Genomic DNA, 15882 nt, shown 5'->3' with positions numbered 1-15882 from the left:
CCGGGGTCAGCGGGTTTGTTCCAGCCAGGAGGCGTAGAGCAGGGCGTAGACGGAATCGGGGTCCTGGACCAGTTCGTCGTGGGGGCCGCGTTGGACGATGCGGCCCCGGTCCACCACGATCACCTCGTCAGCGGCCTGGGCGGTGGAGAGCCGGTGCGCGATGGCGAGCGTGGTCCGGCCCCGGGTGACCGCGTCCAGGGTGCGCTGGAGGCGCACCTCGGTGGCCGGGTCGACCGCGCTGGTCGCCTCGTCCAGCACCAGCAGGTCAGGGTCGGCGACGTACGCCCGGGCCAGCGCGACCAACTGCCGCTCGCCGACGCTGAGCGCCTCCCCGCGCTCCCCCACCGGGGTGTCCAGCCCGGCCGGCAGCCCGTCCAGCCAGTCGGCCAGACCCAGCTCGGTGAAGGCGGCGGTGAGCTGCGCGTCGGTCAGCTCGGGGCGGGCGAAGCGGACGTTCTCCCCCACCGTCGTGTCGAACAGGAAACCGTCCTGCGGCACCATCACCACCCGGGAGCGCAGCGAGTCGAAGCGCACCTGACGCAGCGACACGCCGGAGAGCAGCACCTCCCCCTCGGTGGGGTCCATCAGCCGGGTGAGCAGCTTGGCGAAGGTGGTCTTGCCGCTGCCGGTCTCGCCGACCACGGCCACCCGGCTCTTCGCCGGGATCTCCAGGGTCACGTCGTGCAACACCGGCGGCCCGCCCGGGTAGGCGAACGTCACCCCGGCGAAACGGATGTCCAGCGGGCCGGGCGGCAGCTCCCGCCCCTGCTCGGGGTCGGCCACGTCCGGCGCGACGTCCAGCACGTCGAGCACCCGGCGCCAGCCGGCGATCGCGTTCTGCGCCTCGTTGAGCACCTCGGTGGCGATCTGCACCGGCTGGATGAAGAGCGTCACCAGGAACAGGAACGCGGTGAGCTGGCCGATCGACAACGTGCGGTCCACCCCGAGGTTGACCCCGACCACCACCACGCCGGCCAGCGCCAGGCCGGCGGCCAGCTCCCCCACCGAGCTGCCCATGATGCTGATCCGGATGGCCCGCTGCTGGGCCTGCCGCTGCCCCTCGATCGCCGCGTCCAGCCGCCGGGCGGTCCGCCCGGCGATCCCGTACGCCCGGATCACCGGGGCGCCCACCACGCTCTCGCCGATCGTGCCGAGCAGCGTGCCCATCCGCTGGCGGACCAGGCCGTACGCGGCGGCCAGCCGGCGCTGGAGCAGCCGGATCACCAGCACCGCCGGGGCGAACGCGCCGAGCACCACCAGGGTGAGCTGCCAGGAGTACGCCAGCATCACGGCCGTGGTCACCGCCAGCTGGCCCAGGTTGACGATCAGGATCACGCCGCCCCACTGGAGGAACTGGGTGATCTGGTCCACGTCGCTGGTGACCCGCGAGACCAGCGAGCCCCGCCGCTCGGACTGCTGGTGCAGCATGGACAGGTCGTGCACGTGCCGGAAGGCCCGGGTACGCACCCCGGCGAGGGCGGTCTCGCTCACCGTGAAGAGCCGGCGCATCATCAGGTAGCCGCAGGCGGTGGTGACCACCAGCACGGCGGCGGTGGCGACCACGGTCAGCGTGACCACGTCCAGGTCGAGGCCACCGACGATGCCGTGGTCGATGCCGCGCTGCACGGCCACCGGCACGGCGACCCGGCCGATCATGTAGACCAGCGCCAGCCCGAGCGTGCCGGCCAACCCGGTCTTCAGCTCCGGGGAGAGCGCGAGTCCGCGCCGCAGCGTCCGCCAGGTCGACTCGGGCGCCTCGGCCGGCCGATCCGCCTCCACAGTCGTGCTCACCGGGCCCGCCTTTCGTTCGCGACTGCGGGGCTCCGCTCCGCTGCACTCCTCGCGCTCACCGGTCAACCTCGACTTCCAGGCCGGAGGTCAGCGGGGTGACCTCGTCGTACGGGCGGGGCTGCTCGCGTTCCTGCTCGGCCTGCTCGTACGCGGTGACCAGGTCGGCGTAGCCGGGCACGGTGGCGAGCAGGTCGGTGTGCGTGCCGCGGGCGAGCACCCGCCCGTGCTCGACGTAGATCACCTCGTCCGCGAGCGCAATGGTGGCCCGGCGGTACGCGACCACCAGGATCGACGCGGGTGCCCCGCCGTCGGCCGGGGTGCGCAGCCCGGCCAGGATGGCCGCCTCCACCCGGGGGTCGACGGCGCTGGTGGCGTCGTCGAGCACCAGCAGCCGCGGCCGGCCGGCGAGTGCCCGGGCCAGGGTGAGCCGCTGCCGCTGGCCGCCGGAGAGCGAGGTGCCCCGCTCGCCGACCATGGTGTCCAGCCCGTCGGGGAGCGCGGCGACGAAGCCGTCCGCCTCGGCGAGCCGCAGCGCCGCCCAGACCTCCTCGTCACCGACGCCGGGCCGGTCCAGGGCGATGTTGGCCCGGACGGTGTCGTCGAAGACGAACGGGACCTGGGCGACCAGGGCCACGTTCGCGGCGAGCGAGGCCGCCGTGAGGTCGCGGACGTCGACGCCGTCCAGGGTGACCGTGCCGGTGCCCGGGTCGACCAGCCGGACGGCGAGCGAGGCGATGGTGGACTTGCCGGCCCCGGTGGGCCCGACCAGGGCGACGGTCTTCCCCGCCGGCACGGTGAAGGAGACCGCGCCGAGCACCTCCGCGCCGGGCAGGTGCGCCTCGGCCGGCTCGTAGCCGAAGTGGACGTCACGGAAGGCGAGGGTGGCCGGCGTGGGCGTGGCCGGGTCGAGCGTCGCCTCGCCGTACGGCATCTCGCCGGTGGCGTCGAGGACCCGGCGCACCCGGTCCCAGCCGGCGACGCTGCGCGGCAGCTCGGCCAACACCCAGCCGATGGCCCGGACCGGGAAGGCCAGCACGGTGAACAGGAAGGCGACGCTGACCAGCTCGGTCACGTCGATCGCGCCCTGCCGGAGCCGGACCGCGCCGACCACCAGTACGGCCAGGGTGCCGAGGCTGGGCAGGGTCTCCAGCATCGGGTCGAAGACGCCACGCAGCTTGCCGACGGAGATCAGCGCGTCGCGCAGCTCCCCGGCGCGGGCGGCGAACCGGTCCGTCTCCTGCGCCTCGCGACCCATCGTCTTGACCACCAGCGCGCCGTCGAAGCTCTCGTGCGCGATGCCGCTGACCTCGGCGCGCAGCCGCTGGGCGCGGGCCTGGCGGGGGGCCATCCGGCGGGAGTAGACCACGTTGAGGGCGAACAGCGCCGGGAAGACGGCGAGGCCGACCAGGGCGAGCGCCCAGTCGGTGAGGAACAGCGAGACCACGGCGCCGACCAGCATCACCAGGGTGCCGACTGCGAACGGCAGCGGCGCGATGGGATACCAGGCCGCCTCGACATCGGAGTTGGCGTTGGAGAGCAGGGTGCCGGTGGCGTTACGGTGGTGCCAGGCCAGCGGCAGGTCGAGGTAGCGGCGGGTGACCCGGCGGCGGTAGGCGGCCTGGAGCCGGTACTGCATGTAGCCGGCGCCGAGCCGGCGGCCGAAGATGCCGACCACCCGCAGCACGCTGATCCCGAACAGCGCGGCCGCGGCCAGCGCGAGGACGCCACCGGCCACCGAGCCGCGGGCGACGGCCGGGACCACCACCTTGCCGACCACCCCGCCGACGACGTACGCGCTGGCGATCACCATGAGGCCGAAGAGCACGCTGCCGGCCACCGCGACCGCGAAGATCCGGGGTTGTTCCCGGATGGCCCGGCCGAGTACCCGCAGTCCGCTGCCGAGCACGTCCCGACTTGTCCCGCTCGCCACGCTCTCCCCCGCCGTAAGCCGCAATTTTCTCCCTCATCCTTACCGCTCGGCGCCAGATCCGCCGACCCGGAGGGCGTATGTCCGACGTCACCTTCCCGCACCGGCCACCCTGACCAGGGCGGTTCGTGACGCCGCGCCCGACGGGTGGCCGCCGGCGCGACGCCGCCGGCCGTGCCGTCCCGGTGGCCGGGCCGCCACCGGCCTACGATCGGGCCATGCCGCGGTACGCCCGATCGGAGCGCGAGGCGCTCGCCGATCTGCTGCTGGACCTGGGACCGGACGCGCCGACGATCGACGAGGGGTGGCGCACCCGCGACCTCGCGGCGCACCTGACGGTGCGCGAGCGCCGGCCGGACGCCGCCGCCGGCATCCTGCTGCGGCCGCTGCGCCGGTACGGTGAGGCGGTCCGCCGGCGCACGGCCGCGGGGCCGTACGCGGAGCTGGTGGCGCGGGTGCGCCGCCCGCCGGTGTGGAGCCCGGTCAGCAACCCGCTCACCGACGAGCTGGTCAACACCCTGGAGTTCTTCATCCACCACGAGGACGTCCGCCGGGCGCAGCCGGGGTGGCTGCCGCGGGACCTGCCGGCGGGGTTCCAGGCGGTGCTCTGGAAGCGGGCCGCGGGGATGGCCCGGTTGGCGCTGCGCCGCTTCCCGGCGGACCTGCTGGTCCAGGCGCCGGGGTTCGGCGAGCGCACCGTCGGCCGGGGCGGCGACCGGCTGCGGGTGGTGGGCGCGCCCGGCGAGCTGGTGCTCTTCCTCTCCGGCCGGCAGCGGGTGGCGCGGGTGCAGGTGGACGGCCCGTCCGCGCCAGCCGAACGGTTGCGGGCGGCCAGCCTGGGCTTCTGACGGATGGGCGGAAACGGTCACCACGAGAGGTGAAACCGCCCACGACCCGACCACCACGGCTGATCATTCCTGTCGTACGCTCTCGGCCACCGCCCCACTACCGAGGGCGGCGGGACAGGGGGACGGATGCGGAGCTTCGCGGTCTCGGCACTGCGCGAACCCCCCTTCCCGGCGCGCCGGCACCCCGCTGTCGAACTGGCCGCCGGGGAGAGCGCCTGCTGGGTACGCGAGCTGGGCCTGATCGACGATCCGGCCGGGCTGCGCCGGCTGGCCGGTGCCAACCCGGCGGAACTGGCCGGCCGGGCCTGCCCGGGTGGGCCGCTGGACCGGCTGCGCCTGCTCACCGACCTGATCTCCTGGCTGTTCGTGATGGACGACGCCTGCGACGAGGACGGCCTGGGCGCCAGCCCGACCCGGCTCGCGCCCACCGTGGCGGGCCTGCTGGAGGTGCTCGACCGGCAGGGCGACCCGGACGCGCCGGCGCCGGTCGGCGCCGGGCCGCTCGGCGTCGCGCTGCACGACCTGTGCCGGCGGGCGCGCGCCCGGCAGCGGCCGGCCCTGCTGCTGCGGCTGGTCAGCCAGTTGCGGGAGTACCTGCTGGCGCTGCTCTGGGAGGCGGCCAACCGGGAGCACCGGCGGGTGCCCGGGGTGGCCGAGTACGTGCAGATGCGCCGGCACACCGGCGGGGCCCGACCCAGCTTCACCCTCACCGACCTGGCGTACGACGCGGTGCCGGAGCCGGGGCGGGGGGCGGATCCGGCGCTGGCCGCCGTGGACGACCTCGCCGCCGATCTGGTCTGCTGGTGCAACGACCTCTTCTCCTACGGCAAGGAGCGCAGCAGCGCGCCGGACGGCCACAACCTGGTCACCACGATCGCCGGCGAGACCGAGCAGGACGAGGAGTCGGCGCTGCGCGCGGCGGCCGCCCGGTTCAACGCGGCGCTGGCGGCGTACGGGGAACGGGAGTCGGCGCTGGCCGCGGGGGGCGACGAGGCGGTCCTGGCCTTCCTGACCACCCGGCGGAACTGGATCCGGGCCACCTACGACTGGTCGCTCGCCGCGTCCCGGTACGCCTGACCGGGCCGGTCCCCGCCCGGGGACGCCGGTCGCCGCTGGCACCAGGGCTAGCCGCCGCCCCGGTGGAGGCAATACTCTTCGGTAACCGCAGAATGGCGTGACCTCCGTCACGTCCCTCCACCCTGAAGGCGGCTTCAGCGATGGCTCTCGATGTACCGTACCGTTCCATCCCCGACATGTTCCTCAAACGCGTGGCGGCCACCCCGGCCAGTCCCGCGTTCGCCCACCCCGCCGCCGACGACTCGGGGCCGGTGTGGCTGAGCTGGGAGCAGGTCGGGCGGCGCGCCAAGGCGGTCGCGGCCGGGCTGCACGGGCTCGGCGTCGGCCTGGAGGACCCGGTGGCGATCCTGGCGAACACCCGGCTCGAATGGGTGATCGCCGACTTCGGCATCATGTGCGCGGGCGGGGCCACCACCACCGTCTACCCGACCACCGAGCCGGAGGACGCCACCTACATCATCTCCGACTCCGGGTCGCGGATCCTCTTCGCCGAGAACCCGACCCAGGCCGCGAAGGTCGCCGGCGCGGAGTTGCCGGCGCTGACCCACGTGGTGCTCTTCGACGGCGAGCCCGACCCGGCCGCGGCGGTCCCGCAACTCACCCTGACCGAGCTGGAGGCGCGGGGAGCCCGGGCACTGGAGAACGAGCCGGACCTGATCGACATGCTGGTCGCCGGCATCGGCCCGGACCACCTGGCCACCCTCATCTACACCTCCGGCACCACCGGCCGGCCCAAGGGCGTCGAGCTGCTGCACGGGGGCTGGTGCTGGGAGGGAGTCGCGCAGGCCGAGCTGGGGCTGCTGCACTTCGACGACCTCCAGTACCTCTGGCTGCCGCTGTCGCACTCCTTCGGCAAGACGCTGCTCTGCGGCGTCACCCACGTCGGCCTGCCCACGTACGTCGACGGGCGGGTGGAGAAGCTGGTCGAGCTGCTCGGGGTGGTCCGGCCGACGCTGATGTGCGGCGCGCCCCGGGTCTTCGAGAAGGTCTACAACAAGGTGGTCACCACGGCCCAGGACGCCGGGGGCGCGAAGGCGAAGATCTTCGCCTGGGGCGTCGCGGTGGGCAAGGAGAAGGTCGCACTGGAGCAGGCCGGCAAGCCGCTCCCCCTCGGCCTGAAGCTGAGGTACGCGGTGGCCGAGAAACTGGTCTTCAGCAAGCTCCAGGCCCGGCTCGGCGGCCGGATCCGGGTGCTCGTCTCCGGCGCGGCCCCGCTGAGCAAGGAGATCGGCACCTTCTTCGCCGCCGCCAACCTGCCCATCTCCGAGGGGTACGGCCTCACCGAGACCAGCGCCGGCAACTTCGTCAACCCGCCGGGCGGGCTGCGTATCGGCACCGTCGGCAAGGCGATGGGCGACCTGGAGTGCCGGATCGACAGCGACGGCGAGATCCTGGTCCGCGGCCGGCCGGTGATGCGCGGCTACCACAACCTGCCCGAGGAGACCGCCGCCGCGTTCACCGAGGACGGCTTCTTCCGCACGGGGGACATCGGCAGCCTGGACGACGACGGCTACCTGCGGATCACCGACCGGAAGAAGGACCTGGTCAAGACCTCGGGCGGGAAGTACATCGCACCGTCGCACATCGAGGGCATGTTCAAGGCCATCTGCCCGTACACCTCGCAGGCCGTGGTGATCGGGCAGGCGCGCAACTACTGCACCATGCTGGTCACCCTCGACCCGGACGCGATCAAGGGCTGGGCGGCCGGCGGCCCGCTGGAGGGTCGCGACTACACCGGGATAGTCACCTCGCCAGAGGCCCAGGCGATGGTCGACGGCTACGTGGCGGAGCTGAACGCCAAGCTGAACCGCTGGGAGACGATCAAGAAGGTGACCATCCTCCCCCGTGACCTCACCATCGAGGACGGTGAGGTCACCCCGTCGCTGAAGATCAAGCGCCGGGGCGTGGAGAGCAACTTCGCCGCCGAGATCGAGAAGATGTACGCGGGCACCCTGGCCGAGCTGTAGCGGCGGATCCGTACCGTCCGGCGGCCGTGCCCCACCGTCCCGGGGCACGGCCGCCGGTCCTTCCGGCGGTCGTCGGCCGCGGTCACAGGTGGTGCTGGCGCCACCGGGTCTGCTCCATCTCCACGGCGATCTGCTCCTCCAGCGCGAGCTGCCGGATCTGGCGCCGCCGACCGTCCTCGCGCAGCGTCTCGGCGACGATGGCGGCCACGCAGAGCACCGCCAGCAGCACCACCGCCACCAGTTCCGGCAGCCCGGCCGCCGCCGGGGCCACCGCCACGATCACCACCGTCGCCCCCAGCAACGGCCAGCGCACGGCGTGCAGCACCAGCAACGCGCAGGCCGCGAGGCTGAGCAGGTAGACGGCGACCCCGCCGTAGAGGACCGTCACCCAGAAGGCGCCGAGCGGCTCCCCCCAGGACGGTGTGCTGGACGAGGCCGACTCGGCGAGCAGGTCCTTGAGCCCGAGGGCGAAGAAGATGATCCCGGCGACCATCGGCAGGTGCAGGTAGGTGTACGCGTTGCGGGCCAGCCGGGCCCGGGCCGCCGGCTCCCGGGCCGCGTGCAGCCGCTGCTCGACCCCGGGGGCGAGGGTGTCGAAGTACGCCCACCAGAGCACCGCGGCGATCGCGACGCCGAGCACCGCGGCGGTCATCACCGGCCCGGTCAGCGGCAGCGCGCTGATCGCCTTCGGACCTAGCCCGAGCGCGATGATCGACTCGCCGAGCGCGAGCAGGACCATCAGGGCGTGCCGCTCCGCCCAGTGCCCGGCCGAGGTCACCACCCAGTACGAGCCGCCGAGGATGATGCCCGCCACGTACTCCACCAGCACCGCTGCCGTCCACAGGCTGAGCTGGATGGCGGCCGCCAGGGCTCCGGAGGTGACCCGGGGCGGCACCTGCCCGGCGGCGACCAGCAGCACCGTGGCGGCCACCGGCAGGGCGGCGAGCCGCAGCCAGAGTCGGAACTGGGCCGGATCGGACCGGGCCACCCAGCCGAAGACCGCGAGCTGCGGGCCGCGGACCAGGAAGTAGCAGACCGCGAAGACGAGCGGGCCGTTGAGTCCGCCGGGCTGGTCCACGAACGCGCCCGGAATGCTCAGCACCAGCAGGAAGGTGGCGGCCCCGATGACGAAGCCGACCACCGGCAGCACGCCCTGGTCGGCCCGGACCAGGTTGCCGAGGCCGGCGAAACCTTGCCAGCACCACCAGAGCAGCGCCAGCACGAGCAGGGCATGGAACAGGTTGACCCAGCTGGGCTGGCTCGCGGTCAGGCCGGTGACGGTGAGGAACGCGAAGACGAAGACGAGGTCGAAGAAGAGCTCCAGCCGCGTCACCCGGGACCCCGGCGCGCCGAGCCGGACCACGCTCGCCCACCGGGTGCCGCCGCTGTTCCTCACTCGCGCAGTGTCGCAGCCGGTGCGGCCCACCGAGCGCGATCCGGGCAGGCTGGCCGGTGCCGGCGGCGATCCTGCGCCCGCCGTCCTGACCGGGTGCGGGGCGGTCAGCGGCACCCGCTACGGGCCTGCCTCGGGGACCAGCGGTTCGCGCAGCACCCGTCTGAGCTGCGCCGTACGCACCGCTTCGACGATCAAGAAGATGATGGCGACGGTGACGAGGACAGCGAGGCCCACCAGCCCGGCCCACGGAGCGGCCAGCGGGACCAGCGCGACGAACACCAGGGTCGTGATGCCGCGGATCCACCGCATGCGGTGCTGCGTCCGCCACCAGAAGGCCTGATCGCCGATCAGATAGAGGATCACCCCGCCGTAGAGGGCGAGGTGGGCCAGGGTGGGCAACCCCGCGGCCAGCCCGGGCCTGCGGTGCGCCAGCGCGAGCGTCTGGCCCAGACCGAGCGCGACCAGCACGATGCCGGCCACCATGATCAGGTGCAGAAAGGTGTACGCGTCGGCGGCCAGCCGGCTGCGGTCGCCCCCCGCAGCGGTCTCCACGGCGCGTTCCCCGGCGATGGCGTCGATGTCGAAGTACGTCCACCACAGCGTCCCTACCAGCGCCGTGCCGAGGATCGCCCCGATGACCACCAGCCCGGATATCGGTTGGTCGGCGATCGCACGTCCGGTGGCGATGATCGCCTCGCCGAGCGCGACGATGACGATCAGGCCGTAGCGCTCCGCCCAGTGACTGGCCGAACTGATCTGCCACTGACTGACCTTCACCAGGTACCGACTGCTGTAGTCGACGGCGATGGCGGCCAGCCACAGGGCGATCCGCAGCGGGCTGTAGGGTCCCCGCGCGCCGACCAGTTCGGGCAGCAGCGCGGCGCTCAGCAGCAGGAGCGTCGCCAGCCCGGCCGCGAGGGCGAGCAGCAGCAGTTGGCGGCGTAAGCCGGGATTGCCGCGCGCGACCACCCAGAACGAGCCCAGGTGCAGCAGCCGGACGACGCCGTAGCAGGTCGCGAAAATCAGCGGCCCATACAGCCCGACCGGCGACGGGTCGTAGAACGCCACCGGGATCGCGATCGCGATGATGAGGATGTTCGCCGCGACGGCGACGTAAACCAGGCGAGCTCCCGGCTCGTCGGTGCGCAGCGCGGTGGACAGCCACGCGAACACGTTCCAGGCCCACCAGAGTACGGCCAGCACCGCCAGCCCGCGGACCAGCCCGTGCCAGGTCGGATCGGCGGCCATCAGGCTGGTGACCTGGATGAACGCGTAGACGAAGACCAGATCGAAGAAGAGTTCCTTCGGGGCGACACCGACGGCCCGCTGGACGGCGGGCTGGATCGCGCGGTGCAGGACCTGGTGCCGGTCCCGGAAGACGGTACGGTCGGCGAGCACGAGCACGGCCACCAGGCCGGCGAGAATCGCGAGCGCGGCCAGCGCCGGCACCTGGGCCGCCACCGGTATGCCGAGGGCGAGCAGGACGAGGCCGAGTAGCGGCCCCCGGCCCACGATGTGCATCGTGCGCCCTTCGAAGGCGAGCAGCCCAACCAGGTAGAGGATCACGCCGCCGTACAGTGCGAGCAGGGACAGCGCGGGCAGCGGCGCCGGTTCGCCGACGGCCCCCACCGCCTTCTCGAGGCCGAGCGAGAGCAGGATCAGACCGCCGATCATCGGCAGGTGCAGGAAGCTGTACGCGTTCCGCGCCAGCCGTATCCGGGCCGCCCCGGACACCCGCTCAAGGGCGAGTTCGGCAGCGAACCGGGCGAGGTCGAAGTAGGTCCACCAGAGCACACCCACGACGCTCATGCTGAGCAGGATGGCGGCGACCAGCGGCCAGGTGATCGGTGCGGTGGAGCCGATGCCCCGGCTGACCCCGACGGAGATGATGGTCTCGCCGAACGCGACCATGACGATCAGGGAATGCCGCTCGACCCAGTGTCGTACCGGGATGTCGCGCCCACCGACCGCGCCGGTGAGGATCCCACCGCGGTACTCGATGAGGATCGCCAGGAGCACCAGCCCCAGGCGGGCCCACGGATGGATCTCGACATCGATCAACCGGCTGGCCAGCAGCGCCGCGAGCAGCAGCAGCGGGGCGGCACCGAACAGGGGCAGCCAGCCGCGCCGGACCCGCTGCCGGGAGACCGGGTCGGACCGGGCGCAGATCATCGCGACCGCCAGGGCGCCGGCCCGCGCGGCGAGGTAGCCCAGCACGAAGATGAGCGGGCCGGGCAGCCCACCGGGCCGGTCGACGAATGCCTCCTGAATCGCCACGCCCACCACGAAGATGATCGCGATGAGGCCGAAGGCGACCATCGGCATGATCCCCCGGTCCAACCGGATGGAGTTGCTGAGCCAGGCGTAGGAGACCCAGCACCACCACAGCAGCGCGAGCAGCAGCAGACCGCGCACGATCCCGAAGAGGTCGGGATGGGCAGCGGCCACGCTGGTCACGTTGAGGAAGGCGTAGACGAAAACCAGGTCGAGGAAGAGTTCCAGCCGGGTCACCCCGCCGCTCTCGGCGACCATCTGGAACCGATCGGACAGTCCCCTCGACCTACCGCTGGCCATCGCTTGAGTCTGCCCGGCGGCGGTGCCCCGCGCGGGGCATCCGGCAAGCCCGCCCGGCTCAGGCGATGACGGACGGCTCCCGCCACTGCGGGCGGCCGGTCCGGTCGAGGTCGTAGCGGACCGCGGCGAGCCGGCCGACGGCCTCCACCAGGTCGGCGGCGGGCAGCGTGAACGGCAGCCGCAGGAACCGCTCGAGGGTGCCGTCCAGGCCGAACCGGGGTCCGGGCGCCAGGCGTACGCCGACCTCCTCGGCGGCCCGGGCCAGGGCGCTGGAGACCGGGCCGTCCAGCTCGACCCAGAGCGTCACGCCGCCGCGCGGCACGCTGACCCGCCAGTCGGGCAGCCGCTCGGCCAGCGCGCCGACCAGCGCGTCCCGTTGGGCGGCGAGCTGCGCCCGCCGCGCGGCCACGATGGTCGCCGCTTCGGCGAGCAGGTGCACCGCGACGAGCTGGTCGAGGACCGGGCTGGCCATGTCGACGCCGACCCGGGCGGCGGCCAGCCGCTGCACCTGCGGCGCGGACGCCCGGACCCAGCCGATCCGCAGGCCACCCCAGTACGGCTTGCTCATCCCGCCGATGCTGATCACCCGGGAGTGCCGGTCGAAGGTGGCGACCGGTGGCGGCAGCGGGGTGCCGTCCAGCGGCAGGTCCACGAAGGACTCGTCGATCACCAGGTCGGTCCCGGCGGCGTGGGCAGCGGCGACCAGCCGCTCGCGCAACTCGGTCGCCATCAGGTGGCCGGTCGGGTTCTGGAACTCGGGGATCAGGTACGCCAGCTTCGGCCGGGCCTGCCGGATGCTGCCCAGCAGCAGGTCGGCGTCCCAGCCGAGGTCGTCCATGGCGAGGCCGTGGGTGCTGATCCGGGCCCGGCGGGCCGACAGCGCGGCGAGCGCGTTGGGGTAGGTCGGGGACTCCACCAGCACCCCGCCGCCCGGCGACAGGGCCAGCCGCAGCACCAGGTCCAGCGCGTGCTGGGTGCCGCTGGTGACCATGATCTGCTCCGGGCTGGTCGGCAGCCCCCGCTCGGTGTACGCCCGAGCCACCGCCTCGCGCAGCTCGATGATGCCGGTCGGGTGGTAGCCGGCCCCGCCCAGGTAGTGGGGCAGGTCCTCGGTGGCCGCCCGGGCGGCCGGGACGAGCTGCGGCGGGGCGGCGAGCGCGGCCACCCCGAGGTCGATCATGTCCCGGTCGTCCAGCGGGGTCCACAGCCCGGTGCTGGCCACCCGGTGGGTACCGGGCAGCATGGTCCAGCTGCCGGCCCCGCGCCGGCTGGCCAGGTGGCCGCTCTCGCGCAGCTCCCGGTAGGCGGCGGTGACCGTGGTACGGCTGATCCGCAGCGCCTCCGCCAGCTCCCGCTCGGCGGGCAGGCGTACCCCCAGGGGGAGCCGGCCGTCGGCGAGCAGGCCGCGGACCGCGGCGGCGAGTGCGGCGTAGTCGGGGCTGCGTCGGCGGCCGGGCAGCGCATGCCACTGGCCGAGGAGCCGAGCCAATTGGACACCGCGCACCTGACTCGTCATGGCCACCCCTCCGGAATTGGCTCTGTCGCGGGCGAGATTGGACCCTAGGGTGGCATGCATGGCACCGATTGGCAATTTCCGGTACCGGCCCGCCCGGCGACTGACCCAGCTCTACGCCGGGCTCACGCTCTACGGCGTCAGCATGGCCCTGATGATCCGGTCCGGCCTCGGCCTCGACCCGTGGGACGTGTTCCACCAGGGCCTCGCCCGGCAGACCGGGCTCTCCTTCGGCACGGTCACCATCGCGGTCGGCGCCCTGGTGCTGCTGCTGTGGATCCCGCTGCGGCAACGCCCCGGCCTGGGCACGGTCAGCAACGTGGTGGTGATCGGGCTGGTGGTGGACGCCACCCTGGCCCTGGTGCCGGCCGGCGGCGGCCTGCCGCTCCGGATCTGCCTGCTGGTCGTCGGGATCGTCGCCAACGGCGCGGCCACCGGGCTCTACCTCGGGGCGGCCTTCGGCCCTGGCCCGCGCGACGGCCTGATGACCGGGTACGTCGCCCGCCGCCCCGGCCGCTCCATCCGGCTGGTCCGGACCGTCATCGAGGTGACCGTGCTGGCGCTGGGCTGGCTGCTCGGCGGCACGGTCGGCGTCGGCACGGTCGCGTACGCGCTCGCCATCGGGCCGCTCGCCCAGTTGTTCATCCCGCTCTTCGCGGTGCCCCCGCAGCAGTCGGAGGGCCCCGCCGTGGAGCCGGCGGTGGGCCCCACGCCGCGCCCGGCCGGCGAGGCGGCCTGAGCCGGGGTCACCACGCGGTGCCACCCCGGCCACGCCGACCGCCACCGGATGGGCCGGACCGCACCCCGGCTGAGCTGCGCCGACGGCCGGCGTCGAAACCAGGTGTTTTCTCCGCCGGCAACGCCGGGCATCATTCGTTCATGGGGGAGAACGGATGGCGCTGGACCGACGCCTGGATCTTCGTCTCGCTGGTGATCGCGAGCGGTGCCGGACGGCATCGCCGGGCGGCCGCCACCCGGCGCCCGGAGGGTGTCCGCCTGGCTGACGTCCTCTCCACCGCCGACCACCTCAACCGGTCCATCCCAGAGCGGGACGAGGTCGAGGGCGCCGTCCGCCGGCTCCTCGGCGCGGGCCTGGTCACCGTATCCGACGGCTGGTTCCGGATCACCCCGGACGGCGAGCGGCTGTGGCGCACCCGGCCGAGCGCCGGGCTGGGGACCACCGTCGACACCGTGCAAGGCGTGCTGACCCGCCGACACACGCCGGGCACGTCCGACTGGAGCCTCGCCGAGGACGACCACGCCGCCGCCGTCCAGGAGTACGTGGTCCGGTCGATCCCGATGCCGCGCCGTTCCCCCGAGGGCCACTCCGGCCGCCCCTGAGCACGCCGCCCCGTCTGGCCGCGCCAGCTCGGCGACCCGGGCGGCATCCGGACCCGCACGACACCGCCAGCTCGGCGACCTGGCGGTGTCCGGGCCGGCACGACACCGCCAGCGCGGCGACCCGGGTCCGGTCAGGGCGGGCCGGTGGGTGGATCAGCGGACCGGGTGGCCGGCGGTGCGCAGGGCGTCCTTGACCTCGCCGACGGTCAGCTCGCCGAAGTGGAAGACGCTGGCCGCGAGCACCGCGTCGGCGCCCGCGCCGATCGCCGGCGGGAAGTGCGCCACCGCGCCGGCCCCGCCGCTCGCGATCACCGGCACGTCGACGGCCGCCCGGACGGCCTGGATCAGCGGCAGGTCGAAGCCGGCCTTGGTCCCGTCGGCGTCCATCGAGTTGAGCAGGATCTCTCCCGCACCCAGCTCGGCGCCGCGCCGGGCCCACTCGACCGCGTCGAGGCCGGTGCCCCGGCGGCCGCCGTGGGTGGTCACCTCGAAGCCGCTCGGCGTGGTGCCGTCCGGCGCCCGCCGCACGTCGAGGGAGAGCACCAGCACCTGCCGGCCGAACCGGTCGGCGATCTCGGCGATCAGCTCCGGCCGGGCGATCGCGGCGGTGTTCACGCCGATCTTGTCCGCGCCCGCCCGCAGCAGCGTGTCGACGTCGGCGACCGTGCGTACGCCGCCGCCGACGGTGAGCGGGATGAAGACCGACTCGGCGGTGCGCCGGACCACGTCGAGCATGGTCCCCCGGTCGCTGACGGACGCGGTGACGTCGAGGAAGGTCAGCTCGTCCGCGCCGGCCCGGTCGTACGCGGCCGCCAGCTCGACCGGGTCGCCGGCGTCCCGGAGGTCGACGAAGTTGACCCCCTTGACCACCCGTCCGGCGTCCACGTCCAGACAGGGGATCACCCGTACCGCCACCGTCATGTCGCGAGCCTATCCTTCCCCGTTTCCGCCAGCGGCCAGCGTCCCTGATCAGCTTAGCGATCCTGAGTCGGATTGAGTTTCCGGGATCGTTTCCCACCGTGGTGGAGTCGCGTGGGCGTGGAGATGGAATCCCGCGCCCAGTGCTGCTCCTCGTGGCCGGTGGCCGGCGGTGGGTGTGCTGATCGTGTTTACGCCCTGGTGTCGGTGGGCTGCGCGGGGCAGCCTCATCCGGTCCGTTGGTGCGTGTCCCTCCGGACGCTTACCCACCCGGCCGTGGGGCCGGGTGGGGGAGGGTGCCCTGCGTCGCCTGGGCGCGGGGCGTGGGGTGCGGGGCGTGGGGTGCGGGGCCGGGTGGGGCCGGCCTTCGACCGGTCCCCCCGGCTGGCATGGGAGCTCGGGGTGACGACGGCGCTGGCCTCGAGCTCGTCGACAACCGTGCGGATCACCATGTGTCCGCTGGTCTTGTCGGTGACGGTTTTGGCTTGGTGGGTGAGGCCGCGGGCGGCGATGCGCCGCCAGGCGCCGTG

Annotated in this window: 11 protein-coding genes; 5 read left to right on the top strand and 6 right to left on the bottom strand. The window is 73.6% G+C overall.

What is annotated here, in order from left to right; translation table 11 throughout:
* Nucleotides 1-6: 6 nt before the first annotated feature.
* Entirely contained in the window at nt 7-1791 is a 1785-nt protein-coding gene (locus ACGF4F_RS31765) for an ABC transporter ATP-binding protein (RefSeq protein ID WP_393083229.1), read from the bottom strand.
* A gap of 55 nt (nt 1792-1846) precedes the next feature.
* On the bottom strand, nt 1847-3721 hold the full coding sequence (locus ACGF4F_RS31760; protein WP_393083226.1) for an ABC transporter ATP-binding protein: 1875 nt from the start codon (nt 3719-3721) through the stop codon (nt 1847-1849).
* 215 nt (nt 3722-3936) lie between these two features.
* On the opposite strand from ACGF4F_RS31760, the gene ACGF4F_RS31755 reads away from it, so the two are divergent.
* From ACGF4F_RS31755 to ACGF4F_RS31745, 3 genes are all read left to right on the top strand, one after another.
* Complete coding sequence (locus ACGF4F_RS31755; RefSeq protein WP_357435233.1) at nt 3937-4566, top strand: TIGR03085 family metal-binding protein; 630 nt, start codon at nt 3937-3939, stop codon at nt 4564-4566.
* Between the two features lie 126 nt (nt 4567-4692).
* Nucleotides 4693-5643 carry a terpene synthase gene (locus ACGF4F_RS31750; RefSeq protein ID WP_393083223.1) on the top strand — a complete coding sequence of 317 codons (951 nt, stop codon included), beginning with the start codon at nt 4693-4695 and terminating at the stop codon, nt 5641-5643.
* Nucleotides 5644-5783: 140 nt separating this feature from the next.
* The gene (locus tag ACGF4F_RS31745) at nt 5784-7610 is read left to right on the top strand and encodes an AMP-dependent synthetase/ligase (protein WP_393083219.1); all 1827 of its coding nucleotides are present in this window, start codon (nt 5784-5786) and stop codon (nt 7608-7610) included.
* An 82-nt stretch (nt 7611-7692) separates the two neighbouring features.
* Here the strand turns inward: ACGF4F_RS31745 and ACGF4F_RS31740 are convergent, their stop codons facing one another.
* The 3 genes from ACGF4F_RS31740 to ACGF4F_RS31730 all read right to left on the bottom strand — a co-directional run bounded on the left by ACGF4F_RS31740 (nt 7693) and on the right by ACGF4F_RS31730 (nt 13096).
* The gene (locus ACGF4F_RS31740) at nt 7693-9006 is read right to left on the bottom strand and encodes a low temperature requirement protein A (RefSeq protein ID WP_393083217.1); all 1314 of its coding nucleotides are present in this window, start codon (nt 9004-9006) and stop codon (nt 7693-7695) included.
* 117 nt (nt 9007-9123) lie between these two features.
* On the bottom strand, nt 9124-11580 hold the full coding sequence (locus ACGF4F_RS31735; protein WP_393083214.1) for a low temperature requirement protein A: 2457 nt from the start codon (nt 11578-11580) through the stop codon (nt 9124-9126).
* Between the two features lie 58 nt (nt 11581-11638).
* Complete coding sequence (locus ACGF4F_RS31730) at nt 11639-13096, bottom strand: PLP-dependent aminotransferase family protein (protein WP_357435226.1); 1458 nt, start codon at nt 13094-13096, stop codon at nt 11639-11641.
* Between the two features lie 58 nt (nt 13097-13154).
* Here ACGF4F_RS31730 and ACGF4F_RS31725 point away from each other — a divergent pair, with 58 nt between their 5' ends.
* On the top strand, nt 13155-13832 hold the full coding sequence (locus ACGF4F_RS31725) for a hypothetical protein (protein ID WP_357435225.1): 678 nt from the start codon (nt 13155-13157) through the stop codon (nt 13830-13832).
* A gap of 140 nt (nt 13833-13972) precedes the next feature.
* Entirely contained in the window at nt 13973-14434 is a 462-nt protein-coding gene (locus tag ACGF4F_RS31720; RefSeq protein ID WP_393083211.1) for a hypothetical protein, read from the top strand.
* Nucleotides 14435-14587: 153 nt separating this feature from the next.
* On the opposite strand, the gene hisF is transcribed toward ACGF4F_RS31720, so the two are convergent.
* Nucleotides 14588-15355, bottom strand: coding sequence for an imidazole glycerol phosphate synthase subunit HisF (hisF, locus tag ACGF4F_RS31715; RefSeq protein ID WP_393083208.1), 768 nt, complete (start codon nt 15353-15355; stop codon nt 14588-14590).
* Nucleotides 15356-15882: the final 527 nt, after the last annotated feature.

Origin of the sequence: Micromonospora sp. NPDC047740 (assembly GCF_043204735.1) — a bacterium.
Classification (GTDB): Bacteria; Actinomycetota; Actinomycetes; order Mycobacteriales; family Micromonosporaceae; genus Micromonospora.
The sequence above is the reverse complement of the archived record's forward strand: the minus strand, read 5'-3'. Positions and strand labels throughout refer to the sequence as shown.